At 67.3% G+C, this 23,355-nt stretch carries 25 protein-coding genes and 1 other RNA gene; 9 read left to right on the top strand and 17 right to left on the bottom strand.

Translation table 11 applies throughout. The features are described 5' to 3' along the window. Nucleotides 1–512: 512 nt before the first annotated feature. Nucleotides 513–1,136 (bottom strand): thiamine phosphate synthase, encoded by a 624-nt coding sequence (gene thiE / locus H7A87_RS15635; protein WP_016903553.1) that lies wholly within the window; start codon nt 1,134–1,136, stop codon nt 513–515. 23 nt (nt 1,137–1,159) lie between these two features. On the opposite strand from thiE, the gene H7A87_RS15630 reads away from it, so the two are divergent. Beyond that, complete coding sequence (locus H7A87_RS15630; RefSeq protein ID WP_047124717.1) at nt 1,160–1,399, top strand: rubredoxin; 240 nt, start codon at nt 1,160–1,162, stop codon at nt 1,397–1,399. Between the two features lie 98 nt (nt 1,400–1,497). On the opposite strand, the gene H7A87_RS15625 is transcribed toward H7A87_RS15630, so the two are convergent. The 8 genes from H7A87_RS15625 to H7A87_RS15590 all read right to left on the bottom strand — a co-directional run bounded on the left by H7A87_RS15625 (nt 1,498) and on the right by H7A87_RS15590 (nt 5,903). Further along, complete coding sequence (locus tag H7A87_RS15625) at nt 1,498–2,379, bottom strand: SirB1 family protein (RefSeq protein WP_104584728.1); 882 nt, start codon at nt 2,377–2,379, stop codon at nt 1,498–1,500. A 40-nt stretch (nt 2,380–2,419) separates the two neighbouring features. Beyond that, nucleotides 2,420–2,869 carry a DUF192 domain-containing protein gene (locus H7A87_RS15620; protein WP_026064588.1) on the bottom strand — a complete coding sequence of 150 codons (450 nt, stop codon included), beginning with the start codon at nt 2,867–2,869 and terminating at the stop codon, nt 2,420–2,422. A gap of 163 nt (nt 2,870–3,032) precedes the next feature. Further along, nucleotides 3,033–3,680: a ribose-5-phosphate isomerase RpiA gene (gene rpiA / locus H7A87_RS15615; RefSeq protein WP_104648848.1), complete on the bottom strand. Its 648-nt coding sequence runs from the start codon at nt 3,678–3,680 to the stop codon at nt 3,033–3,035. A 96-nt stretch (nt 3,681–3,776) separates the two neighbouring features. After that, on the bottom strand, nt 3,777–4,247 hold the full coding sequence (locus H7A87_RS15610; RefSeq protein ID WP_180496749.1) for an EVE domain-containing protein: 471 nt from the start codon (nt 4,245–4,247) through the stop codon (nt 3,777–3,779). Further along, the gene (locus tag H7A87_RS15605; RefSeq protein ID WP_119127466.1) at nt 4,244–4,834 is read right to left on the bottom strand and encodes a 5-formyltetrahydrofolate cyclo-ligase; all 591 of its coding nucleotides are present in this window, start codon (nt 4,832–4,834) and stop codon (nt 4,244–4,246) included. Before H7A87_RS15605 ends, H7A87_RS15610 begins: the two co-directional genes overlap by 4 nt. 270 nt (nt 4,835–5,104) lie before the next feature. Next, a non-coding RNA gene (gene ssrS / locus H7A87_RS15600) (6S RNA) lies at nt 5,105–5,289 on the bottom strand. 96 nt (nt 5,290–5,385) lie between these two features. Next, nucleotides 5,386–5,685, bottom strand: a complete 300-nt coding sequence (locus tag H7A87_RS15595; RefSeq protein ID WP_119127467.1) for a cell division protein ZapA — start codon at nt 5,683–5,685, stop codon at nt 5,386–5,388. Further along, entirely contained in the window at nt 5,682–5,903 is a 222-nt protein-coding gene (locus tag H7A87_RS15590; protein WP_024938110.1) for a TIGR02449 family protein, read from the bottom strand. The genes H7A87_RS15595 and H7A87_RS15590 overlap by 4 nt, the downstream gene beginning before the upstream one ends. A gap of 237 nt (nt 5,904–6,140) precedes the next feature. On the opposite strand from H7A87_RS15590, the gene H7A87_RS15585 reads away from it, so the two are divergent. Further along, nucleotides 6,141–6,683, top strand: a complete 543-nt coding sequence (locus H7A87_RS15585; RefSeq protein ID WP_024938111.1) for a YecA family protein — start codon at nt 6,141–6,143, stop codon at nt 6,681–6,683. A gap of 13 nt (nt 6,684–6,696) precedes the next feature. Next, nucleotides 6,697–8,067 carry an aminopeptidase P N-terminal domain-containing protein gene (locus H7A87_RS15580; RefSeq protein ID WP_119127469.1) on the top strand — a complete coding sequence of 457 codons (1,371 nt, stop codon included), beginning with the start codon at nt 6,697–6,699 and terminating at the stop codon, nt 8,065–8,067. A 159-nt stretch (nt 8,068–8,226) separates the two neighbouring features. On the opposite strand, the gene H7A87_RS15575 is transcribed toward H7A87_RS15580, so the two are convergent. From H7A87_RS15575 to rph, 8 genes are all read right to left on the bottom strand, one after another. Then, nucleotides 8,227–8,625, bottom strand: a complete 399-nt coding sequence (locus tag H7A87_RS15575) for an XVIPCD domain-containing protein (RefSeq protein ID WP_115677336.1) — start codon at nt 8,623–8,625, stop codon at nt 8,227–8,229. Nucleotides 8,626–8,653: 28 nt separating this feature from the next. Next, on the bottom strand, nt 8,654–9,979 hold the full coding sequence (gene pepQ, locus H7A87_RS15570; protein ID WP_119127471.1) for a Xaa-Pro dipeptidase: 1,326 nt from the start codon (nt 9,977–9,979) through the stop codon (nt 8,654–8,656). 65 nt (nt 9,980–10,044) lie between these two features. Then, entirely contained in the window at nt 10,045–10,392 is a 348-nt protein-coding gene (locus H7A87_RS15565; RefSeq protein WP_119127473.1) for a PilZ domain-containing protein, read from the bottom strand. Further along, nucleotides 10,389–12,821, bottom strand: coding sequence for a DUF1631 domain-containing protein (locus H7A87_RS15560; protein ID WP_119127475.1), 2,433 nt, complete (start codon nt 12,819–12,821; stop codon nt 10,389–10,391). Before H7A87_RS15560 ends, H7A87_RS15565 begins: the two co-directional genes overlap by 4 nt. A gap of 221 nt (nt 12,822–13,042) precedes the next feature. Further along, entirely contained in the window at nt 13,043–14,200 is a 1,158-nt protein-coding gene (gene hemW, locus H7A87_RS15555) for a radical SAM family heme chaperone HemW (protein WP_119127477.1), read from the bottom strand. A gap of 16 nt (nt 14,201–14,216) precedes the next feature. Next, nucleotides 14,217–14,816 carry an RdgB/HAM1 family non-canonical purine NTP pyrophosphatase gene (gene rdgB, locus H7A87_RS15550; RefSeq protein ID WP_180496747.1) on the bottom strand — a complete coding sequence of 200 codons (600 nt, stop codon included), beginning with the start codon at nt 14,814–14,816 and terminating at the stop codon, nt 14,217–14,219. Beyond that, entirely contained in the window at nt 14,813–15,205 is a 393-nt protein-coding gene (locus H7A87_RS15545; protein ID WP_115677332.1) for a VOC family protein, read from the bottom strand. The genes rdgB and H7A87_RS15545 overlap by 4 nt, the downstream gene beginning before the upstream one ends. After that, complete coding sequence (rph, locus tag H7A87_RS15540) at nt 15,202–15,927, bottom strand: ribonuclease PH (protein ID WP_024938119.1); 726 nt, start codon at nt 15,925–15,927, stop codon at nt 15,202–15,204. Before rph ends, H7A87_RS15545 begins: the two co-directional genes overlap by 4 nt. 109 nt (nt 15,928–16,036) lie before the next feature. Between rph and H7A87_RS15535 the strand changes: the two genes are divergently transcribed. From H7A87_RS15535 to recG, 6 genes are all read left to right on the top strand, one after another. Further along, nucleotides 16,037–16,897, top strand: a complete 861-nt coding sequence (locus H7A87_RS15535; protein WP_024938120.1) for a YicC/YloC family endoribonuclease — start codon at nt 16,037–16,039, stop codon at nt 16,895–16,897. 151 nt (nt 16,898–17,048) lie between these two features. Beyond that, a complete protein-coding gene (gene gmk, locus H7A87_RS15530; RefSeq protein ID WP_104584754.1) occupies nt 17,049–17,660 on the top strand; it encodes a guanylate kinase in 612 nt (203 codons plus the stop codon). 127 nt (nt 17,661–17,787) lie between these two features. Next, nucleotides 17,788–18,087 (top strand): DNA-directed RNA polymerase subunit omega, encoded by a 300-nt coding sequence (gene rpoZ, locus H7A87_RS15525; RefSeq protein WP_002812428.1) that lies wholly within the window; start codon nt 17,788–17,790, stop codon nt 18,085–18,087. 127 nt (nt 18,088–18,214) lie between these two features. Beyond that, a complete protein-coding gene (locus H7A87_RS15520) occupies nt 18,215–20,386 on the top strand; it encodes a bifunctional (p)ppGpp synthetase/guanosine-3',5'-bis(diphosphate) 3'-pyrophosphohydrolase (protein WP_104584756.1) in 2,172 nt (723 codons plus the stop codon). Nucleotides 20,387–20,663: 277 nt separating this feature from the next. Continuing rightward, nucleotides 20,664–21,044 carry a RidA family protein gene (locus H7A87_RS15515; RefSeq protein WP_119127479.1) on the top strand — a complete coding sequence of 127 codons (381 nt, stop codon included), beginning with the start codon at nt 20,664–20,666 and terminating at the stop codon, nt 21,042–21,044. A 29-nt stretch (nt 21,045–21,073) separates the two neighbouring features. Next, on the top strand, nt 21,074–23,218 hold the full coding sequence (recG, locus tag H7A87_RS15510) for an ATP-dependent DNA helicase RecG (protein WP_104584758.1): 2,145 nt from the start codon (nt 21,074–21,076) through the stop codon (nt 23,216–23,218). Nucleotides 23,219–23,355 lie beyond the last annotated feature (137 nt).

Here is a 23,355-nt window from a genome sequence, read left to right as displayed (position 1 = left end):
GGGCACCGCGAACACGACGCTGCGAGTTGGCTGCACGGCCCTTGCCCGCCCACCATCGCGGGACGCGCCGCAAGTACGTCCATGTAGGCTCCGGCGCGGCATCCATGCCGCTCAGGGTCCCGCGACGGTGAGCGGGCAAGGACCAATCGAGATGGTCGGTGTGCACGGTAAGAGCGGTGCTGGATGCGCCTCGTTGGATCGTGGAGCAACGGCTTCACGTCTTAATGCATACCGCACGAGAGACAGCTTTTCACAAGAGCGCCGACCAACTGTCTGGTGCGGTGTCCTCACCGATTGCGGGACTCTTGGCGGCATGGATGCCGCCATGGAGCCTCCAGGGACGGATGCACGGCGTGTCCCGCGAGCGGTGAGGGCGCCGCGCACTCGACGCACTCAGCTTGTGACTGCATCTGATAAACGACGCTTCGACTCGAATCTCGGTTTCTGGTGTCTTCGCGTGCGCGTGTCGCCGGTAACCTCTGTTATCTGTTGTCTGTTACCTGCCAGCCGCGCTACCGTGCAAACCCGGCCCGATAGGCCTGTACTGCCGCGAGCGGATCCGGCGCGGCATAGACGCCGCTGACCACCGCAATCAACTCGGCGCCCGCAGCCACCAACGCGGGCACCTGCGCAGCCGCGATGCCGCCAATCGCCACCCGTGGCACTCCCAGCGCTCCAGCTTGCTGTAGCAACGCAGGCGTTGCGCGACGTGTGGTCACCTTGGTGGTGGTGGGGAAGAACGCACCGAAGGCCACGTAGCTGGCACCGGCCGCGACCGCTGCGTACGCACGCGCGATCTCGTCATAGCACGACACTCCGATGATGGCCTGTTCGCCCAACAGCGCACGCGCGGCCGCCACCTCGCCATCGTCTTCACCCAGGTGCACGCCCTGCGCGCCCACCTGCAATGCCAGCTGCGCATCGTCGTTGATGATCAACGGCACGGCGTGCGCGGCGCAGGCCTCGTGCAGCGCACTGGCCTGCTCCAGGCGCAGCGCCGCGGTGGCCTGCTTGTTGCGGTACTGCAGCCAGGCGACAGCGGGCAGCAGCGGCAAAGTGCGCGCGATCAGGCGCGCAGTGTCGGGCTCGTCGGGTGTGATGAGGTAGACGCCGCGGGCGTTGTGCAGGTCGGGCATGGAAGCGCTTCCGGAAGCGGTGGGTGGGATGGGACAATGCAGTCCCACCGTTGCGTGACCGCGATTATCCGATGAGCGAGACATCCACGACCACCTACCGCACCTGGATGTGCGTCGTCTGCGGGTTTCTTTACCACGAGGCCGACGGCATCCCCGAAGAAGGCATCGCCCCGGGCACCGCCTGGCAGGACGTTCCCGACACCTGGACCTGCCCCGATTGCGGCGTGACCAAGGACGATTTCGAGATGGTCGAGATCGACTGAGGCGCTGCCCGTTCGGCTGGATTGGTGCGTTTTGCGCGCCACAACATCGCCTGCTTCCATTCGGGCGGGCGCTGATGACGACGCGGCAAGCTGTGGTTTCAGTGCGCGCGCGCGCGCTGACTGCTCAGTTCGACCAGGTGCTCATGCAGATTGGTCGCATCCTGCGCGCCGGGATTGAGCTGCAGGTAGCGCGACAGATCGTGGCGTGCGCCGTTGCGGTGGCCCAGATGCAGATAGGCCATGCCGCGATCGCGTAACGCCTCGGGCTGGTCCGGCACCAGCTTCAGGATGCGGTCGGCGCTGCGCGCGGCGCGGTCCCAGTGCTCGGCATCGGCGTAGACGCCGTGCAGATTGCGCAGGATGCGGATCAGGATCGCACGGTGCGGCGCGGGGTCGAGGATCTGCGCCAGGGCGCGGTCGTCGGGAATCTCGCCCCCCAGATGTGGGCGCGCACGCTCGCGCAGCTCGTCCACGCCCAGCGGGCGGCCGCCGTTGAACGGGTCCATGACCAGCACGCCGTCGTCCACCGGCAAACGCACCAGGAAATGCCCGGGAAACGACACGCCCGCCAGCGGAATGCCCAACCGGCGCGCGACTTCGATCTGCACCATCGCCAGCGAGATCGGGTTGCCCAGGCGGCGCTCGAAGACCTGGTTGAGGTAGCTGTTGCGCGGGTCGTAGTACTCGTCGTGATTGCCCGAATAGCCCAGCTCGTCGAACAGATAACGATTGACCGCGGCCATCTTCAACGGCCATAGGTCGATCGCCTCCACCTCGCGGCGCAGATGCTCGACGTGGCTTTGCACCAGCGTGTCGTACAGCTCGGCGTCCAGCTGCGGATACTCGTCGCGCGCGATCAGCAGCGCGGTGGACATCAACGGCACTGCGTCGTCGTCCAGGCTGGCGAGTGCGGTCCAATGGGGAAGTGGGAGCATGTCGACCATGCTGCCAAGAGTGTCGGCAACTGGCGCGTGGTTCAAGTCCGGTACTTCCTGACAGCAAGGGCCTGCGGTGTGAGATTTACTTGAGCTTTGGGATGTCCGGGCTCAGGGTCAATGTGGCGCCGTCCTGCAGGTTGATCCTGGCGGCCTGGCCGGCGTTGAGTTCCAGCACGTAACGGGCCGGGCGCTTGCTGGGGTAGGGCGGGCAGGCATCGCCGGCCGAGCAGGGCGGCACGTCGCGCTGCTGCGAGACCAGCCGGCGCTCATCGTCGAAATACAGGATGTCCAGCGCGATCTTGGTGTTCTTCATCCAGTACGCCAGCGGTTCTTGGCGGTCGTGGACGAACAGCATGCCGTGATCGTCCGCCATCGCATCGCGAAACATCAGGCCCTTGGCGCGATCGGCATCGTTCTGCGCCAGCTCCACCTGGTAGCGGGTACCGGCCAATTCCACCCAGCTGCCGCCGCTGCTGGCGCAGCCGCCGAGCAGGATCAAGGACGCAAGGGCGAGGAGGCGAAGACGGCGCATACGGCATACCAGCGGGCGGGGATGCCGCACCATCTGCCAAGCGGGCGCGTGCGTCAAGCGGCTGTGGCGCGTTGAGCGGATCATTGCGTGCAATCAGGGCCCGCTCGCCATTACTTCGCAATTCGGGCCGGAAATGCGTGTGCGCGTGGCCGTGTGCGATCGCTCAGATCACCCGTGGCGGCTCGCCGCCGACGATCACCACATCGGCCGGGCGACGCGCGAACAGGCCCACGCAGACCACGCCGGGGATCTGGTTCACGCTACGCTCCAGCGCCACCGGGTCGGTGATCTGCAGGTTGTGCACGTCCAGCACCACGTTGCCGTTATCGGTGACCACGCCATCGCGCCATACCGGCTGGCCGCCGGTGAGCGCCAGGATCTGCCGGGCCACCAGGCTGCGTGCCATCGGAATCACTTCCACCGGCAGCGGAAACTTGCCCAGCACCGGCACCTGCTTGCTCGGGTCGACGATGCAGATGAAGCGTTCGCTGGCCTCGGCGATGATCTTCTCGCGCGTCAACGCAGCGCCGCCGCCCTTGATCAGGCAGCGGTTCGGGTCGCACTCGTCGGCGCCATCCACATACAGCGACAGATTGCCGGTGTGGTTGAGGTCCAGCACCTCGATGCCATGGCGCCGGAGTTGCGCGCTGCTCTGCTCGGAGCTGGACACCGCACCCTTGATGCGATGGCTGATGCGGCCCAGGGCATCGATGAAGTAGGCCACCGTCGAGCCGGTACCGACGCCGACGATCATGCCGTCTTCCACGTAATCGATCGCTTTTTCGGCGGCCAGGCGTTTTGCTTCGGACATGGGTAAGAGCTCGGGATTAGTGATTGGGGATTCGGGATTCGTCAAAGCGGTGCAACGCGGGCGGGCAGTGGGCCAATCCCAATCCCCGAATCCCGGCTATTCCATCGCCAGCAGCAATTTCCACTGCGCGGCGGTCACCGGCAGGATCGACAGGCGGTTGCCGCGGGCGATCAGCGGGAAGCCTTCACCCAGCGCATCGGCCTGCTGCTTGATCTCGTCCAGTGCGATCGTGCGCTTGAGTTTGCGTTCGAAGGCCACGTCCACCAGCATCCAGCGCGGATCTTCGCGGGTGGCCTTGGGGTCGTGGTAGTCGGACTTGGGATCGAACTGGGCCTCGTCCGGATACGCGTCGCTGGAGACCTTGGCGATGCCCACGATGCCCGGCACCTTGCAGTTGGAGTGGTAGAAGAACACTCCGTCGCCGACATGCATGCCGTCGCGCATGAAGTTGCGTGCCTGGTAATTGCGCACGCCGTTCCACGGCTCGGTGCCGACACGCTCCAGATCATCGATGGAAAACGTGTCCGGCTCGGACTTCATCAACCAGTAGCGCTTGCGGGCAGTCATACGGAAACGGCGTCGTCCTTCAGGAAGGTGGCGTGTTCGGTGCAGATCGCATCCACTGCCACGTCCCAGGATTCGGTGGGCAAGGTGGGCAACTGCTGCGCGGCGAAGCCGGCGCCGACCAGCCAGGGCGGCGGCGTCTGGCGATGCCGGAACGCGAAGCTGCGATCATACCAGCTGCCCCCCATGCCCAGCCGCCTGCACTGCGCATCGAAACCGGTCAACGGCGTGACCACCAGCGCCATTTCCTCGGCTGCCAGCAGGTCGGCGCGTTCCACGTCCGGTTCGGGGATGCCGTAGCGATTGCTGACCAGGCCCTGGCCCGGCCGCCACGGCGCAAAGCGCAACACGCGCCCGTCCAGCACCGGCAGGCAGTAACGCACGCCGGCCGGCAGACTCAGTTGCCAACGGTGCAGCGCGATTTCGCCATCCATCGCCCAGTACCCGGCCACCGCACCGGTCTGCGGCGCAAACGGCAGCGCCAGCAGGCGCTCGGCCAGCGCATCGGCGGCTGCCAGTCGCTGCGTCGCCGGCAGGCTGCGGCGCAGCGCGCGCAACTGCTGGCGCAAGGCGTCTCGGTCGTCGGTCATGGTGTCTCGCAGCGATAGGCGGGCCGGTATTGTCGATGGCGTGGCTGCGCCTGCCTAGTGCGTGTGTATCGGCGGATTTCCAGCTCCTGCACGGCTCTGGCCTGTCGCTGAGCGCATGCGCGTGAAGCGGTGGCCGGGTTGCGCGTCGCGCATGCGCGCATCATGTCCGGGCGCAGTGATCGCAGCAGTGGCGCAGCCACGCTGCGTGCACATGCCGGATGTTTCAGGCACACAAAAAGAAACGGCGCCCGAAGGCGCCGTTTCAGATTTGCATTCTCCGCCGTGAACGATGCGGGCGAAACGACCTTGAACCCGGGGTTCAAGTGGGGACGTTGTGAGGCCATCGGGCTTCCCGCTACAAGGCGGACTTGCACTCCCGGCTTCGTCGCGCCCCCGTGGTCGTAATTAAGGGACAAGGCGAATGTTTTGCACGCTGTCGTTTACAGCAGAGAACGCAGGTGAAGTATAGACCTCTGCTGCGCGATGGCTAGCCCATTCGTCGGCCGGCGCAATTGAAAGTTCATATTTGCGACGACAGTGCGAACCGCACCTCAACGCGGTGTGTCGGAGACACTGTCCAGGCGGCGATTCAAGCTGTCCAGCGTATTGGCCAATTCACGGTCGTAGAGCGCTTGCTGATCGCGCAGCTGTTGCAATTCGTGCGCCAGATTGAGTGCGGCCAACACCGCCACACGATCTACCGCCGCCATGCGATTGCTGCCACGAATCTCGCGCATGCGCAGATCCAGCAGGCGCGCCGCGGCGGTGAGGCTCTCGCGTTCCTCGGCAGTGACGCCAACCGTGTATTCACGATCCAGGATGTGCACGCTGACCGGCTCGTTGGTGCTCACGTGTGCTGCTCCAGGGATTTCAGGCGGACGATCATGGCTTCCACGCGCGAGCGCGCCTGCTCGTTCTTGGTCAGCAGCTGCGCGCGCTCGCCGATCAGCTGTTCCTGCTGATGGCGCAGGCTGCGGTTCTCGTCGGTCAACCGCTGGCTACGCTCGACCAGGGCCTCCACACGGGCGGCAAGTGCGCGGATCTGGGCGAGGGCAGCGGCGTTGTCCATCTGCTCACGATAGGGGCGCGCGCGCGCGCCGGTCAAGCGCCCGGTTGCCGCCCGCTCACCTGCCGTCGGGCCAATCCCGACAAGGGCTGCCATGGGCCTCGCCCCAGCCGGCGTCATGTGCGTGGAACGCTACATGGAACGTACCGCTGGCGGCCGATGCAGGGTGCCTTGATACACTGGGGAGTCACATCGCCGGCGCCCGTGCCGGTACCTTCCGTTCTCAGCCTGGATGACCCGATGGATCTGCCCGATGTAACCGCCGTGCAAAACGAAAGTCGCCAGCTGGAGCTGGCTTCCTCCGCAGCGGAGTTGCATGGTGGATTGTGCGGGTGGCTTTCCGGCGGGGGTGCCGACAGCGGCGACTGGCTGGCGCGCATCCTGGCCGACACCGCGCAGGTGGCGCCCAGGCAGGGCGGGGCGCTGGACCAGATGCGTCAGGCCACGGTGGCGCAGCTGGAAGACCGCGACTTCGCCTTCGAGCTGCTGTTGATCGACGACGGCGCACCGCTGGCGGCGCGCACCGATGCCTTGTTCGACTGGTGTCGCGCCTTTCTGGGCGGCTTCGGCCTGGCGGCGCAGCAGCGCCCGGCACTGACCGAAGAGGGGGAGGAGGCGCTGCAGGACCTGGCGCGGCTGGCGCAGGCGTCCAGCGACGATTTCGATGCGGCCGATGAGGACGACACCGCCCTGGCCGAGATCGAAGAGTTCGTGCGCGTGGCGGTGCTGTTGCTGCATGGCGACTGCGTGATGGGGCCGCGCTTCCGCCAACGGTTGAACTGACCGCGTCTGCGCCATGAAGAAGCTCACCGGGATCGGCGCGGCCGAGTACGCGCGTCGGCGCAAGCAGCTGATGCAGATGGCCGGCGATCAGGCCATCTTGATCCTGCCGGCCGCACCCGAGCGGGTGCGCAGCCACGACACCCACTACCCGTACCGGCAGGATTCGGATTTCTGGTACCTGAGCGGCTTTCCCGAGCCGGAGGCGGTGCTGGTGCTGGTGCCGGGCCGCAAGCATGGCGAGGCGATCCTGTTCTGCCGCGAGCGCGATGCCGAGCGCGAAGCCTGGGATGGCCCGCGCGAGGGCCAGGAAGGCGCGGTGGAGCGCTACGGCATGGACGATGCGTATCCCATCGACGATGTCGACGAGATCCTGCCGGGCCTGCTGGAGGGGCGCAGCCGCGTCTATTACCACTTCGGGCGCGACGTGGATTTCGATCTCAAGCTGATCGGCTGGCTCAAGCGCGTGCGCGAGCAGGTGCGCCACGGCGCGCAGCCGCCGCACGAATTCCTCGAGCTCGGGCATCTGCTGCACGAGCAGCGGCTGTTCAAGTCGCGCGACGAGATCGCGTTGATGCAACACGCTGCCGACATCAGCGTGCGCGCCCATCGCGCCGCCATGCGGATGGCGCGGCCGGGCATGCATGAGTACGAACTGCAGGCCGAGGTGGAGCGCGCGTTTCGCGCCGCCGATGCGTGGCCGGCGTATGGCAGCATCGTCGGCACCGGCAGCAATGCCTGCGTGCTGCATTACCGCGCCAACAATGCGCGCAGCCGCGATGGCGAGCTGGTGCTGATCGATGCCGGTGCCGAATACCGCGGCTACGCGGCCGATATCACCCGCACCTTCCCGGTCAACGGCCGTTTCACCCCCGCGCAACGCGCGCTGCATGATCTGGTCGGCGCGGCGCAGGCTGCCGCACTTGCACAGGCGCGCCCCGGCGTGGCCTACGAAGCCGGGCATCTGGCCGCGGTGCAGACCCTGACCGAAGGACTGCTGCAGCTGGGCCTGCTCAAGGGCAAGCTGGAGCGCAACATCGCCGATGGCCATTACAAACGCTTCTATCGCCACAAGACCGGCCACTGGCTGGGGCTGGATGTGCACGATGTGGGTGACTACCGGCTGGCCGGCGACTCGCGTCTGCTCGAGCCCGGCATGGTGTTCACCATCGAGCCGGGCCTCTATATCTCCGCCGACGACACCACGGTGGAGGCCAGGTGGCGCGGCATCGGCATCCGCACCGAAGACAATGTACTGATCACCGCCGAGGGTCATCGGGTGCTGACCGATGCCTTGGCACGCAGCGCCGAGGAGATCGAAGCGGAGATGGCGGATCGCGACGCGTTGGGCGCAGGGCGCGGCAACGCCGATGGTGAGCGGACCTGACGCGCATCGTTGCATTGCGCTGCAATGCAACGCGCGCACTACAGGTGGTGTTCCGATTGCCCGGCGCGTGCGATTGCGCCGGCGTTGTTGTCGCTCAAGTCACGCTCTGCCCGGCGCCGCACAGGCATGCTGCGCCGGGCCGTCTGTTGCAAGGCCGTGCTATTGACTGAGCTGCGGCGTCTGGGTGCGCTCGGGCTGCTGGACCTGCTCGCTCGATGCGGAAAGCTGCTGCGCGCGCGCGAACGACTGTTCTTCCGGCGTGCGCAATGCCTGCTCGGTCTTCATGTGCGCGCGCAGATGCGCCGGGTTGGCCGGATCGCCCTGCACCACGAAGACGTTTTCGCCGCCGTGCACGCCGCGGTGGTTGGCCTCGCTCATCAGCACGTGGTCCACGCGCGACAGGCCGCCTTCCTTGGCCAGCGGCAGCAGCGCTGCGCTGAGCCGGTCACTGGTCTGGTCGGGTGCGCGTCCATGTGCCGCATCGATTGCATGCACGCCGCGCTGGATCTGCTGGTACATCGGGTGGTCGGGATGCGAGGGTTGACGTGGATCGTGCATGGCAATGCTCCGTGCTGTGCAAAATGACTCAGGGGGCGGCAAACACCGGGCGGGTCAGGTTTTCAGCGGCGCCATCGGTGCATACCACCTCGTCTTCGATGCGGATGCCGCCGTAGGGTGTGAACTGCGCAACGCGTGCCCAGTCGATGCTGGCGGCGTGGCCGTTTTTCTTCACTTCGTCCAGCAGCATGTCGATGAAGTACACGCCCGGTTCGATGGTGACCACCATGCCCGGTTCCAGCACGCGGGTCAGGCGCAGATACGGGTGGCCGTCCGGGCGTTCGATGCGCCCACCGCGGTCACTGGCCGCAAAACCGGCCACGTCATGCACCTGCAGGCCGATCAGATGGCCCAGGCCGTGCGGGAAGAACGCGGCGCTGACGCCGGTGGCGAGCGCAGCTTCCGGCGACACGGTGAGGATGCCGAAGTCCTTGAGGATGCCCATCAAAGCCAGGTGCGCATCCACATGCAGTTGCCTGTAATCCACCCCGGCGCGCACGTTCTGGCCCATACGGATCTGCGCGGCATCGACCGCATCGATCAGCGCCTGGAATTCGCTGCCGGGGTCGGCGGCATAGGTGCGGGTGATGTCGCTGGCATAGCCGTAGGCCGACGCGCCGGCATCGATCAGGAAGCTGCGCAGCGGCTGCGGCGGCTGCTGGCCGAGCTCGGTGTAGTGCAGCACTGCACCGTGTTCGTTGAGCGCGATGATGTTGCCGTACGGCAGCTCGGTGGCGTCCTGGCCGACGGCGGCGCAATAGGCCATGTGGATGCCGAATTCGCTTTGGCCGGCGCGGAAGGCCGCTTCGGCCGCGCGATGGCCGCGTACCGCCAGTTGCTGGGCGATGCGCAGCAAGGCCAGTTCGTAGGGCGTCTTGAAGGCGCGCTGGTAGTCCAGGTAATCGAGCACCGGCTGCGGATTGTTCGGCACATAGGCACCGAGCGCGCTCTGCGCCTCGCCCAGGATGGCGCAACGTTCGATCTGCCTGGGCAGCAGCGCCACTGCCTGGTCCGGGGTGCGGATGATGTGGATGTCGCAATGTTCGACCCACCAGCCACTGGGGGCGTCGGGCACCACATGCCAATAGTCCAATGGCTGGCAGAAGATCAGCGTCGGGCGCTTGCCCGGGGTGTAGACCAGCCAGCTGTCGGGCACCCGCGTCAGCGGCACCCAGGCCTTGAACTGCGGATTGACCGCGTACGGGTAATCGCGGTCGTCGAACACCTGGTAATGCAGGCTGCCGCTGGGCACGACCAGGTGGTCGAAGCCGCCGCGTTGCAGCGCCTCGTCGGCGCGCGCGGTCAGCGTGCGCAGGTGGTCGGAATACAGGTGGCTCAAGGACGGCTGGGGCATGCGGGACTCGATCGGCAATGCAAAGACAGGGCGCGATTTTGCCGTAATCGTGGTGATGCTGTCCTTCAGCCCAGCATGTGTTCTTCGGCGATCCAGGCGCGCAGGCGTTGGCGATGCGGCTCGGACACGGTCAGGAAGCGGAAGCCGGCCCAGGCCTGTCCGGGTGCGTGCGCGGCTTCGGTCCACAACAGGTGCACGCCGACGTCGATCTCGGTGGCGCGGCCGATGCGCTCGGGCAGGCTGAAGCGCAACTGATACAGGGCATCGTCCTGCAGCGGAACCGAGGCCAGCAGCAGCATGCCGGTCTCCGAGACATTGCCCACCCGGCCGATCTGCGCCTCGCTGAGCATGTCGGTCACCGGTACCAGGTCGGACGGCTGGCGGCGCGGTGCGCGGCGGGTGTCCTGGATCATCGGGTGGCCTCGGCAGCGGGCGCCTGGCCGGCCAGGCTGCGCAGCGTGCGCACGGTGGCGTGCCAGGCGCGGTCGATCAGGCGCGATTTCTCTTCGACCAGCAGGCGTGCCTGGCCACCAGCCATCAGCCGCGACAGGCCATCGAGCGAGTGCTCGCCGACCTTCTGTCCGCGCTGATTGACGAACAGCGCGTTGTCGGTCATCGGGCTATACCAGGACAGCCGTTGCCGGCGCAGGTCGCCCTGCTGGTTGATGACGAATTCGAACCAGCTGCCGAACGGCAGGCTGCGCAGCTGCACGTAGCACGCCTCCTCGGCTGGCGAACGCGCGGTGGCGATATCCCTGCGCGGCGCACTGTCGCCCTGGTCACCCAGCCGCGTGCGCGTCTTGAGCCTGGCGGTGAGTTCGGTGCGCGAGGTCATCTCGTCCTCGCCACCGGGCGTGGACAGGCGCCGCGCGATCGCCGCCGCTTCATCGTGGTGGTAGCCGACCTGCAGCAGCGCGGTGTCGATCTCGGTGCCGAGCGCGATGTCGGCGGGTTGCCCCTTGCTGCGGCAGGTGACTTCGGCAATGCGGGCGGTCAGCGCCTGACGCTCGTCCCATTCGGGCGACTGCTCGCCCTGGCGCAGCAGCGTCAGCGTCAGCACGTCCGACCAGGCCTGACGCAGCAGCGCCTGCACGAAGCGCGGCGGGGCGCTCTGCTCGCACAGTTGCTCGATGCGCGCCTCGGCCTGCTGCTTGGCCGACTCCAGCCGCTCCTTGCCGCGCGCCGCATCCACATGGCGCCGCTCGGCGACCTCGGCCTTGCGGGCCAGCGTGCGCAGATGCGTCTGGATCTCGTCGTTGGCCGCGGCGAACACGGCCTCGTCGCCCTGATAGTCGGTGACGATCCTGTCCACCGCACTGCCCAGCTTGTGCAGCAGCTGCGGGTCGACATCGTCCTCGCCCAGCCAGACCGCGCCGGACTCGGCCACGGTGTTGAGCAATTCGCGCACCGGGTGCTGGTCGCGCACGAAGAAATGCGTATCGGCCAACGCCGCGCGCACCACCGGGACCTGCAATTTGGCGAGCAGGGCCTGCGCCGGGGTCTGCGGGCGGACCTCGCGTTGCATCTGCGCGTAGAGCAGGCCGAGCAGATCGAAGGTGTCGGTGTCCTGCGGCGACAGCGCAGCCTCGGGGCCGTGTTGGGCCCGCAGCAACGCCAGCACCTGGCGCTGCACCGCATCGATGCCGGCAGGCTGCGGCGATGCCGCTGCCTGGGCCGCCAGCGCGCCCTGCAGGCTGGCCAGTGCGTCGCCGAGGGCGGCTTTGGGCACGGCCGAGGAGGCACGCTGGGCCGATGCTTTCTCAGGTGTTGCCTGCGTGCCTGTCGCAGGTGCTGCGCCGTTCTGTGCAGCGTCTTGAGTCGCCGCTGCGCCGACCTCGCCGGCCGCCTGCGACTGCCGCGCCGACGCCATCAGGCCGCCCAGCGCCAGCACTGCATCGCTCAGTGCAGGTGTCGCCTGCTCACCGTAGGTGGCCGTTGCCAGTGTCATCGGAACAGCGGGCGGATCCAGCAAGGCGCTCTGCCACGGCGTCGGTGCGGACTGCCCGCTCCAGCCGGTTGCAGGTCGCCCGCTGCGCGGCGGCATCGCGCGCCCACTGGTGGCCGCAGCATCCTTCGCTGCGCTGGCTGATGCAGGCGCGGCGCGCCGGGTCTGCACCTGGGTGGGTTTGACCAGATACGGGTGATAGATCAGTCCCGGCAGGATGCCTTCCTGCGCCAGTGCGCCGTTGGCACGCTCGTACAGATCGTTCAAACGCTCGATCACCTGACGCTCGAACACGCGGTAGAGCGTCAGCTGCCCATCCAGGCTCAATCCCAACGTTTGGCCGCACTGGCGCAGCACGCGGCACACGGCGTACGGGCCCAGCGGCACGGCTTCCAGTTCGAATTCGGGCACCGCGCCGATTACTGCCAATCGCTGTGCCAGCAATTGCAGCGCATCGGTGCGGCGGGAGGTCTCGCGGCGGGCAATCTCGCTGAGCACGATATCGCGGTCGATATCGGTGTCTTCCACCAGGGTGAGCATCTGCGGATGCGCTTGCGCTGATGCGTCGGCTGCCGGCGTCAGCGACGGGCGATCGCGCAGCGTGGCCAGGTCCTGCGCCAGCTGCTGCAGGAACGCCTGCGGAAACAGATCGATGTGATCGCGCAGGCCGCGCATCTGCGCATAGGCTTCGGCCTGGATCTGGCTGCTGCGTGCATGCTCGGCCTGATGCAGCAGCTCACGTTCCAGCTCCACGACGGTCAGCCGCAGCGGCCCGCTGAGCGCCTGCACGCAGTGCGCGTGCAGCGCGGCAAGCAGGTGCCGCCCGCGCACGGAAACCGGCGCATCGGCGATCGGGCCGCTGGGCGTGTGCTGCAGGGAAAAGGCGGGAGTGGACATCCGTGAAGGCGGGCTCGGTGCGAGGCGTGCGTTATGTAGCATGTTTTCCCATCGGTCAGCGACCGCGCGGCCGCGAGACGTGCCTGGCAAGATCCGGTCGCCACTCTGACGCGGACGGCGCGCATGGCACGACTCGCTGGATCTGCGCGCCAGTGCCGTCGCGTGCGCTACCGATCATGGCGCGGCGTGCTGACTGCTGTGCCGCGCCGCGATCGCCGCGATCAGGCAAGAAACAGCTCGACCACGTCATTGGTGAAGCGGCGGCCCAGCTCGGTCGGCACCACGCGTCCGTCCTGCGCGGTCATCCAGCCTTGCGCAATCGCGCGCGCCACCGGCAGCTCGATGACCGACGCCGCCAGCCCGGTGGAGACTTCGAAGTCGCGCAGCGCGAAGCCCTCGTGCAGGCGCAACAGGTTGAGCATGTATTCGAACGGCAGCCGCTCGCGCGGCACGATCTCGTCGCCGCCAATCGATGCCGTGCTGCCGGCGCTGGCCAGGTAACTCTGCGGGTGCTTGTGCTTCCAGCGTCGCAACACATGCTGTTCGGCACCGGAGCTGATCTTGCCGTGCGCGCCGGCGCCGATGCCCAGATAATCGCCGAAGCGCCAGTAATTGAGGTTGTGCGCGCACTGCCGCCCGGGCCTGGCGTAGGCGCTCACCTCATACTGCGCATAGCCGGCCTCGGCCAGCAGGCGCTGGCAATGTTCCTGGATATCCCAGGCCGCATCGTCGTCGGGAATGCCCTTGGGCGGCCGCGCGAAGAACACCGTGTTCGGCTCCAGCGTGAGCTGGTAATGCGACAGATGGGTGGGCTGCAACGCGAACGCGCGTTCGAGATCGCGCTCGGCCTGCGCCAGGGTCTGCTCGGGCAATGCATACATCAGGTCGATGTTGAAATTGTCGTAGCCGGCATCCTGCGCCAGCGTGATTGCACGCTCGGCCTGGGCACTGTCGTGGATGCGGCCGAGCCGCTGCAGCGCCACGTCGTCGAAGGTCTGCACACCGAAGCTCAGGCGGTTCACCCCGGCGGCCCGATAGCCATCGAAGCGGCCATGCTCGGCGGTGCCTGGATTGGTTTCCAGGGTGATTTCCAGATTCGGTGCAAAGCGCAGCCGCGCGGCGGCGGCCTGCAGGAAGCGGTCGATCGCCTCGGGCGGGAACAGGCTCGGGGTGCCGCCGCCGAAGAACACCGAATGCACCACGCGCCCCCACACCAGCGGCAGGTCCGCATCCAGGTCGCGGATCAACGCATCCACATAGTCTTCGAACGGCAGCACGCCCTTGGCCGCATGCGAATTGAAGTCGCAGTACGGGCACTTGCGCACGCACCAGGGCAGGTGCACGTACAGCGACAGCGGCGGTGGAATCAGGTCGGGCACTGCATCAGGCCATGGTTCACAGCGACAGGGCGTGCAGCTTGTGCTGCAACGTGGCCAATGCCACCGCACGGTGACTCAGCCGGTTCTTCAACGCGGTATCCATTTCCGCAGCGGTCAGGCCATGCACCGGATCCAGAAACACCGGGTTGTAGCCGAAGCCGCCCGTGCCGCGCGGTTCGGTGGTGATCACCCCTTCCCAGCTGCCTTCGGCGATCAGCGGTTGCGGATCTTCCGGGTGACGCAGCAGCACGATCACCGCGTAGAACCGCGCGCTGCGGCGCTCGGCCGGCACCTCACGCAGGGCATCGAGCAACTTGGCGTTGTTGGCCTGTGCATCGGTCGGGCTGCCGGCGTAGCGCGCGCTGTACAGGCCGGGTGCGCCGCCGAGCGCATCGACGATCAGGCCGGAGTCGTCGGCCAGGGCGGGCAGGCCGGTGACCACGCTGGCATGGCGCGCCTTGATCAAGGCGTTCTCGACGAAGGTCAGGCCGGTTTCCGGCACGTCCTCCACACCGAGCTCGCCTTGCGCCACGATGCGCAGCGGCAGGTCGGCGAGCATGGCGCGCAGTTCTTCCAGCTTGCCGGCGTTGCCGCTGGCCAGGACCAGGTGTTTCATTGCTTGGGCTCCAGCAGGTCCCACTTGGTGCCGTACAGGTCGCGGAATACCACGACCGTGCCGTACGGTTCCTCGCGCGGGGTTTCCAGGAATTCCACGCCGAACGCCTGCATTGCCGCGTGGTCGCGCCAGAAGTCGTCGGTGTAGAGAAAATGATCCACCCGCCCACCGGTCTGGTCGCCGATGCGCGCGCGCTGGGCGTCGTCGCCCGGCCGCGCGAGCAGCAGCGCGGCCTCCTGTGCGCCGCCCGGGCCGATCACCACCCAGCGCTTGCCATCGTCCAGCGGGCGGTCCTGCAGCACCTGGAAACCCAGCGCGCCGGTGTACCAGGCGATGGCCGCATCGTAGTCGGCGACCAGCAAGGTGGTCAGGGCAATGCGTCGACTCATCCGGCCAGCGCAGCGCGTTGCAGGGCGAACAGCTCGCTCATGCCTTGTTCGGCGAGGGCGAGCAGCGCGTTGAGTTCGTCGCGGCGGAAGGCGTGGCCTTCGGCGGTGCCCTGCAGCTCGATGAAGCCGCCGCCGTCGTTCATCACCACATTCATGTCGGTGTCGCAGTCGCTGTCTTCGGGGTAATCCAGATCCAGCACCGGCTCGCCCCGATAGATGCCCACCGACACCGCGGCCACGGCGCCGATCAGCGGATGCTTCTTGATGTCGCCGCGCTTGAGCAGCAGGTTCACCGCATCGGCCAGCGCCACGTAGGCGCCGGTGATCGCGGCGGTGCGGGTGCCGCCATCGGCCTGCAGCACGTCGCAGTCCAGGGTGATGGTGCGTTCGCCCAGGGCATTGCGATCCACGCAGGCGCGCAGTGCGCGGCCGATCAGGCGCTGGATTTCCAGCGTGCGCCCGCCCTGCTTGCCGCGCGCGGCTTCGCGATCGGACCGGGTGTGGGTGGAGCGCGGCAGCATGCCGTATTCGGCGGTCACCCAGCCTTCGCCCTTGCCGCGCAGGAACCCCGGCACGCGGTTTTCCACGCTGGCGGTGCACAGCACGCGGGTGTCGCCGAAGCTGACCAGCACCGAGCCTTCGGCGTGACGGGTGAAGGCGCGTTCGATGCGCACCGGGCGCAGCTGGTCGGCCGTGCGGCCGCTGGGACGGGAAAAGGTCATGCGATGAGTCCGGAAGTCGGGAGGTGGGTCTGGGGCGGCGCGTGGCGGGGCGGTCAGCCAGCGCGGGCCGCTAGGGTACCATTCGCGCTTTGAAGGTACGGGACTGACGATGATTCGAAGCATGACCGCGTTTGCGGGTGGCGAACGCATCACGCCCTGGGGCACGCTCGGTTGCGAGCTGCGCTCGGTCAACCATCGGTTTCTGGAAGTGGGCGTGCGCCTGCCCGAAGAACTGCGTGCGCTGGAGCCGCTGCTGCGCGAGCGCGTGGCGGCGAAAAACAGCCGCGGCAAACTGGATCTTGCGCTGCGCCTGCGCGCGCCGGACAACGCGCAGACCCTGGCCGTCAACGAATCGCTGCTGCAGGAGCTGGGCGCCCTGGCCACCCGCCTTGACGGGATGTTCCCCAAGCTGCAGGTGGGTTTCACCGATCTGCTGCAGCTGCCCGGCGTGCTGCAGGTGCAGGACGTGGACGCACCGGCGTTGCAGGCCCAGGCCCTGGCATTGCTGGACGAGGTGGTGGACAGTTTCGTGGCCGCGCGCGAGCGCGAAGGCGGCAAGCTGGCCGATGCGATCAGCGAGCGGGTCGATGCGATCGAACGCATCGCCGCCGAGGTACGCACGCTGATTCCCGTCATCCGCGAAGGTCAGCGCGCCAAGCTGGCCGCACGCCTGGCCGATCTGCCGCATCCGGTGGACCCGGGCCGCGCCGAACAGGAACTGGTGCTGTGGCTGCAGAAGCTGGACGTGGACGAAGAGCTCGACCGCCTGTCCAGCCACATCGCCGAGATCCGCCGCGTGCTCCGGCAGCGCGAGCCGGTCGGCCGCCGCCTGGATTTCCTGCTGCAGGAATTCAACCGCGAAGCCAATACGCTCGGCTCCAAGTCGGTGGACAGCCGCACCTCCAACGCCGCCGTGGATCTGAAGGTGCTGATCGACCAGATCCGCGAGCAGGTGCAGAACATCGAGTAGCCGGGAGTGGTGATTGGGGATTCGGGATTGGTCGAGGGCCATCCCGGGTTTCAGCGGGGCGCGGCCAATACCGGTAGCATATCGACCCCGGTGGTACCGGTCCGCAGCCCGTTTGCGAATCCCGACTCCCCAAGCCCGAATCCCTGACCCTATGCGCGGCACTCTCTATATCGTTGCGGCCCCTTCCGGCGCCGGCAAGAGCAGCATCGTCAACGCCACCCTGGCGCGTGATCCCAAGATCGCCTTGTCGATCTCGTTCACCTCGCGCGCGCCGCGGCCGGGCGAGCGGCATGCCGAGCACTACCATTTCGTCTCCGCCGACGAGTTCCAGGGCATGATCGAGGCGGGCGACTTCTTCGAGTATGCGCTGGTGCACGGCGACTGGAAGGGCACCGCGCGCCAATCGGTGGAGCCCCAGCTGGCCGCCGGGCACGACGTGCTGCTGGAGATCGACTGGCAGGGCGCGCGCCAGGTGCGCCAGAAGGTGCCCGACGCGGTCAGCGTGTTCATCCTGCCGCCATCGCGCCAGGCGCTGGACGAGCGCATGCGCAAGCGCGGCCAGGACAGCGAGGACGTGATGGCGCAGCGCCTGGCTGCCGCCCGCGAAGAGATGCTGCACTTCGAGGAATTCGATTACGTCATCATCAACGAGACGTTCGAGACGGCTGTCTCGGAGATGTGTGCGATCTTCACCGCCAGCCGGCTGCGCCGGCAGGCGCAGCAACAGCGGCATGCGGAGCTGATCCGGGCCCTGCTGGACTGAGCGGCTCAAACCCCTGATTCCAAAGGAAACTGAATAGGCCCAGGTTGCCGTGACGGCGGCCGGGGCGTACACTCCGCCCCCTTTCCCTCATTCGATGCGCGGCCGTTGCTGGTCGCCGGGAGCCCGCATGGCCCGCATTACCGTAGAAGATTGCCTGGAAGTCGTGAACAACCGTTTCGAACTGGTCATGATGGCGTCCAAGCGCGCCCGTCAGCTCGCCAACGGCGTGCAGCCGTTGATTGAAAATGCCGACGCCAGCGACAAGCCCACCGTGATGGCACTGCGCGAAATCGCCGCACGCCGGATCGACAACGCACTGATCGACGAGGTCGAGAAGGCCGAGCGCGAGCGTGCCGAGCGCGAAGCGCTGGAATGGGCCGCTGCCGAAGTCGTCGCCGACGAAGACATGTCCAAGAACGACGATTGATCGTCCGCATCGCTGCGATCGATCTGAACAGCCCGCCACGTGCGGGCTGTTTCCGTTTCAGGCCCGCGTTGCAGCGTGCAGCGTGCAAACGTTTGCCGTGACTGCGTTGCTGGCATAGTCTTCCGGCATGAACCCAGGCCCCACTGCCCAGGCGACCGTCGTGACGTCTCCGTCTTCCGACCAGGCCATCCCCGACTACGTCCTGCACCTCGAACGCGCGGCCAGCTACCTTCCCAAGGAGCAGCTGCCGATCCTGCGCCGTGCCTGGGAAGTGGGCGCCAGCGCGCATGCCGGCCAGACCCGCAAGTCGGGCGAGCCCTACATCACCCATCCGGTCGCGGTGGCCGGCGTGCTCGCCGAGCTCGGCCTGGACATGGAATCGCTGATCGCCGCGATCCTGCACGACACCATCGAAGACACCCCGCTGACCCGCGAAGAGCTGGCCTCGGAATTCGGCGAGGCGGTGGCCGAGCTGGTCGATGGCGTCACCAAGCTGGACAAGCTCAAGTTCCGCGACCGCCAGGAAGCGGCGGCGGAAAGCTTCCGCAAGATGCTGCTGGCGATGTCGCGCGACCTGCGCGTGATCATGATCAAGCTGGCCGACCGTCTGCACAACATGCGCACCCTGGGCGCGCAGAGCAGCGAAGCGCGCGGCCGCATCGCGCGCGAAACGCTGGAGATCTACGCGCCGATCGCCCAGCGCCTGGGCATGAGCCTGATCAAGTCCGAGCTGCAGAACCTGGGCTTCCGCGCGCTGTATCCGTGGCGTCACGCCATCATCGAAAAACATATCCGCAGCCAGCCGGTGGTGCGGCGCGAATCGATGGCGCAGGTGGAGGTGCAGCTGTCGCAGCGGCTGGCCAAGGAAGGGCTGGAACATCGCCTGGTCAGCCGCATCAAGACGCCCTGGAGCATCTATTCCAAGATGCACGAAGAGAACAAGTCCTTCGACCAGGTGATGGATGTGTTCGGCTTCCGCCTGGTGGTGCGCTCGGTGGCCGACTGCTATCACGCGCTGGGCGCGGTGCATGCCACCTTCAAGCCGCTGGACGGGCGCTTCCGCGATTTCATTGCCATTCCCAAGGCCAACGGCTATCAGTCGCTGCACACCGTGTTGTTCGGCCCGTATGGCTCGCCGATCGAGGTGCAGATCCGCACCGAGGAGATGGACCTGATTGCCGAACGCGGCGTGGCCGCGCACTGGACCTACAAGGTCGGCTCGGCCTCGCCCAACAGCGCGCAGAGCCGTGCGCACGACTGGATCGTGGAGCTGATCGATTCGCAGCGCGCGGCAGGCTCGTCGCTGGAGTTCCTGGATAACGTCAAGGTCGACCTGTTCCCGGACGAGGTCTACCTGTTCACGCCCAAGGGCAAGATCCTGGCGTTGCCGCGCAACTCCACCGCGCTGGATTTCGCCTATGCGGTGCACACCGACGTGGGCAACCGCGCGGTCGCCTCGCGGGTGGACAAGAAACTGGTGCCGCTGCGTACCAAGTTGGTCAGCGGCCAGGCGGTGGAGATCATCACCGCGCGCTCGGCCACGCCCAAGCCGCAGTGGCTGGAGTTCGTGGTCAGCAGCAAGGCGCGTACCGCGATCCGCCACCAGCTCAAGCAACTCGAACACGAAGATGCCGTGCAGCTCGGCCACCGCATGCTCGATCGCGCGCTGGAAGCGATGGACAGCTCGCTGGAACGCTTGCCCAAGGGGCGCCTGGATGCCTTCCTTACCGAGCATCGCTATCCACGTCTGGAAGCGCTGCTGGCCGATGTGGCGCTGGGCAACTGGATGCCGACCCAGGCCGCGCAGGCGCTGATGGCCTACGCCGAATTGCGCGGTGGCGGCCACTCCAAGCATTCGCACGAAAAGATCCTGATCGACGGCAGCGAGCGTGGCGTGATCAGCTTCGCCAACTGTTGCCAGCCGATTCCCGGCGACGAAATCATGGGCTACCACACCGCCGGCAAGGGCATCGTGGTGCACCGCCTGGATTGCCCGAACCTGGCCGAGCTGCGCAAGTCGCCCGAGCGCTGGGTGCCGATCGACTGGGATTCCAGCGTCAGTGGCGACTACGACACCGCCCTGATCGTCGAGGTGGAAAACCGCACCGGCGTGCTGGCCCAGCTGGCCGCGGCGATCGCGCAAAGCCAGTCCAATATCGAGCGGGTGGATTACCTGGACCGCGACTTCAACGCCGCGGTGCTGCGCTTCAACATCCAGGTGCGCGACCGCCGCCATCTGGCCGAGGTGATGCGCCGGCTGCGGCGGCTGCATGTGGTGCAGAGCGTGGGGCGGCAGTAAGGATTCCATATCCTGCCGACAGGCAACACCGAGGCCGCGCCAGGGAAGGGCGTGCGTTGAGAGTCGACCCCCTCACGTCTGGTGCGACAGCACGTCGCATGCGTCGTACGCGTGCATGGTCCAGCTCCACGCCGCCATTGCCGCGCAATCTGTCTGACACGGCAGCACGGTGTCCAGCGAGCTTTGCAAGACGCGTCGCAACAAGATCGTGCGCAACAGTCGAGCAAATCCGCACAAACGCCTAAACTGCTGCACACACCTTTGCAGTGGAGTTCCCATGTCCCAGATCATCCATACCGATCAGGCGCCTGCCGCCATCGGTCCGTATTCCCAGGCCGTGCGCGCCGGCAACACCGTGTATTTCTCCGGCCAGATCCCGCTGGACCCGGCCACCGGCGAGATCGTGCCCGGCGACATCGGCGCGCAGGCACGCCGCGCGTTCGACAACCTCAAGGCGGTTGCGGAAGCGGCCGGTGGCTCGCTCGACAGGATCGTGCGACTGGGCCTGTACCTCACCGATCTGGGCCAGTTCGCCGCCGTCAATGCGGTGATGCAGGAGTATTTCCAGGCGCCGTTCCCCGCGCGTTCGACCATCGAGGTCTCCGGCCTGCCCAAGGGCGCCGCCTTCGAGGTCGATGCGGTGATGGTGCTCGACTGATCCAGCTCGGCTGACCCGAGCGCCCTGCCGTGCCGCGCGCAGCGACCCTCACCCCGCGCCTGGCCGTCGCAGGCCAGGCCTCGCTTGCCAGCCTGCCCGGCGTCGGCCCGAAAGTGGCCGAGAAATTTGCTGCGCGCGGCATCTTGACGCTGCAGGATCTGTGGCTGCATCTGCCCTTGCGCTACGAGGACCGCACGCGGCTGACCACGATCGCGCAGTTGCAGAGCGGTGTGCCGGCGCAGATCGAGGGGCGCGTGGACGCGGTGGAGCGCGGCTTCCGCTTTCGCCCGGTGTTGCGCGTGGCGGTCTCGGACGAGTCGCACGGCAGCGTGGTGCTGCGCTTCTTCCATTTCCGCGCCGCGCAGGTGGCGCAGTTCGCACCGGGCACGCGGTTGCGGGTGTTCGGCACGCCCAAGCCGGGACAGAATGGCTGGGAAATCGTGCATCCCAGCTACCGTGTGCTGGCACCTGGCGAGGATGCCGTGCTGGGTGACAGCCTGGACCCGGTCTATCCGGTCCTGGAAGGCGTGGGCCCGGCCACGCTGCGCAAGCTCATCGGCCAGGCGCTGGAGCGGTTGCCGGAAGAGGCCGCGCTGGAACTGCTGCCGCCGCACTGGTTGCAGGACCAACAACTGCCCTCGCTGCGCGCCGCGCTGCTGACCATGCATCGCCCGCCGGTGAACACCGACCCGCAGCAACTGCTCGCCGGTGGGCATCCGGCCCAGCAGCGTCTGGCGATCGAAGAACTGCTGGCGCATCAGCTCAGCCTGCGCCGCCAGCGCATCGCCCTGCAACGCTTCCGCGCGCCGCTGCTGCCGGGCAACGGCACCCTGGTGCAGCAACTGCGTGCGGCATTGCCGTTCCAGCTCACCGGCGCGCAGCAGCGCGTGTTCGCACAGATTGCCCGCGACCTGGCCAAGCCATCGCCGATGCTGCGGCTGGTGCAGGGCGATGTCGGCAGCGGCAAGACCGTGGTTGCGGCATTGGCGGCGATGCTGGCGGTGGAGCAGGGCAAGCAGGTCGCACTGGCCGCGCCGACCGAGCTGCTGGCCGAGCAGCACCTCACCAATCTGCGTGGCTGGCTGGAACCGCTGGGCGTGCGCATCGTCTGGCTGGCCGGCAAGGTCACCGGCAAGGCGCGCGCCGCGGCGATGGCCGAGGTGGCCTCCGGCCAGGCGCAGGTGGTGGTCGGCACGCATGCGCTGATGCAGGAGGCGGTGGTCTTCCACGATCTGGCGTTGGCCATCATCGACGAGCAGCACCGCTTCGGCGTGCATCAGCGCCTGGCCTTGCGCGACAAGGGGGCCGCTGCCGGCAGCGTGCCGCATCAGTTGGTGATGACCGCCACGCCGATTCCGCGCACCCTGGCGATGTCCACCTATGCGGACCTGGATGTTTCGGCGATCGACGAACTCCCGCCCGGGCGCACGCCGGTGCAGACCATCGTGCTCAGTGCCGAGCGTCGGCCGGAGCTGGTCGAGCGCATCCGCGCCGCCTGCGCCGAAGGGCGTCAGGCCTACTGGGTCTGCACCCTGATCGAAGAAAGCGAGGAGCCCGGCAAGGGCGCGCCCAGCGGCCCGCCAAGGATCGAAGCGCAGGCGGCTGAGGTCACCTTCCAAGCCCTGTCCGCGCAATTGCCCGGGGTGCGTGTGGCGCTGGTGCACGGGCGCATGAAAGCGGCCGAAAAACAGAAAGCCATGCTGGATTTCAAGCAGGGCCGCACCGACCTGCTGGTCGCCACCACGGTGATCGAGGTCGGCGTGGACGTGCCCAACGCCTCGCTGATGATCATCGAAAACGCCGAGCGCCTGGGCCTGGCGCAGTTGCACCAGTTGCGCGGCCGGGTCGGGCGCGGCGCGGCCGCGTCCAGTTGTGTGCTGCTGTATCAGGCGCCGCTATCGATGATGGCGCGGCAACGCCTGGAAACCATGCGCCAGACCAACGACGGCTTCGTGATCGCGGAAAAGGATCTGGAGCTGCGCGGCCCCGGCGAATTGCTGGGCACCCGCCAGACCGGCCTGGCCAGCTTCCGCATCGCCGATCTCACCCGCGATGCCGGGTTGCTGCCGCGCGTGCAGGTGCTTGCCGAGCGGCTGCTGGCCGACGCGCCGGAGATTGCCGACCGTGTGGTCGCGCGCTGGATCGGCAGCGCGGTGCGCTACGCCGCGGCTTGAGCGGCGGGGATTGGGGAATCGGGAATCGGGAATCGTAAAGGCAAGGCTGCTGCCGCCTTGGCGTCCCGGTGATTCGCGCGCCTCGCTGATCCTTGCGAAGATGCGGCGACGAATCCCGAATCCCGAATCCCGAATCC

Source organism: Xanthomonas sp. CPBF 426, from assembly GCF_903989465.1.
GTDB lineage: Bacteria > Pseudomonadota > Gammaproteobacteria > Xanthomonadales > Xanthomonadaceae > Xanthomonas > Xanthomonas euroxanthea.
This window is presented reverse-complemented; position numbering and strand designations above follow the sequence as displayed.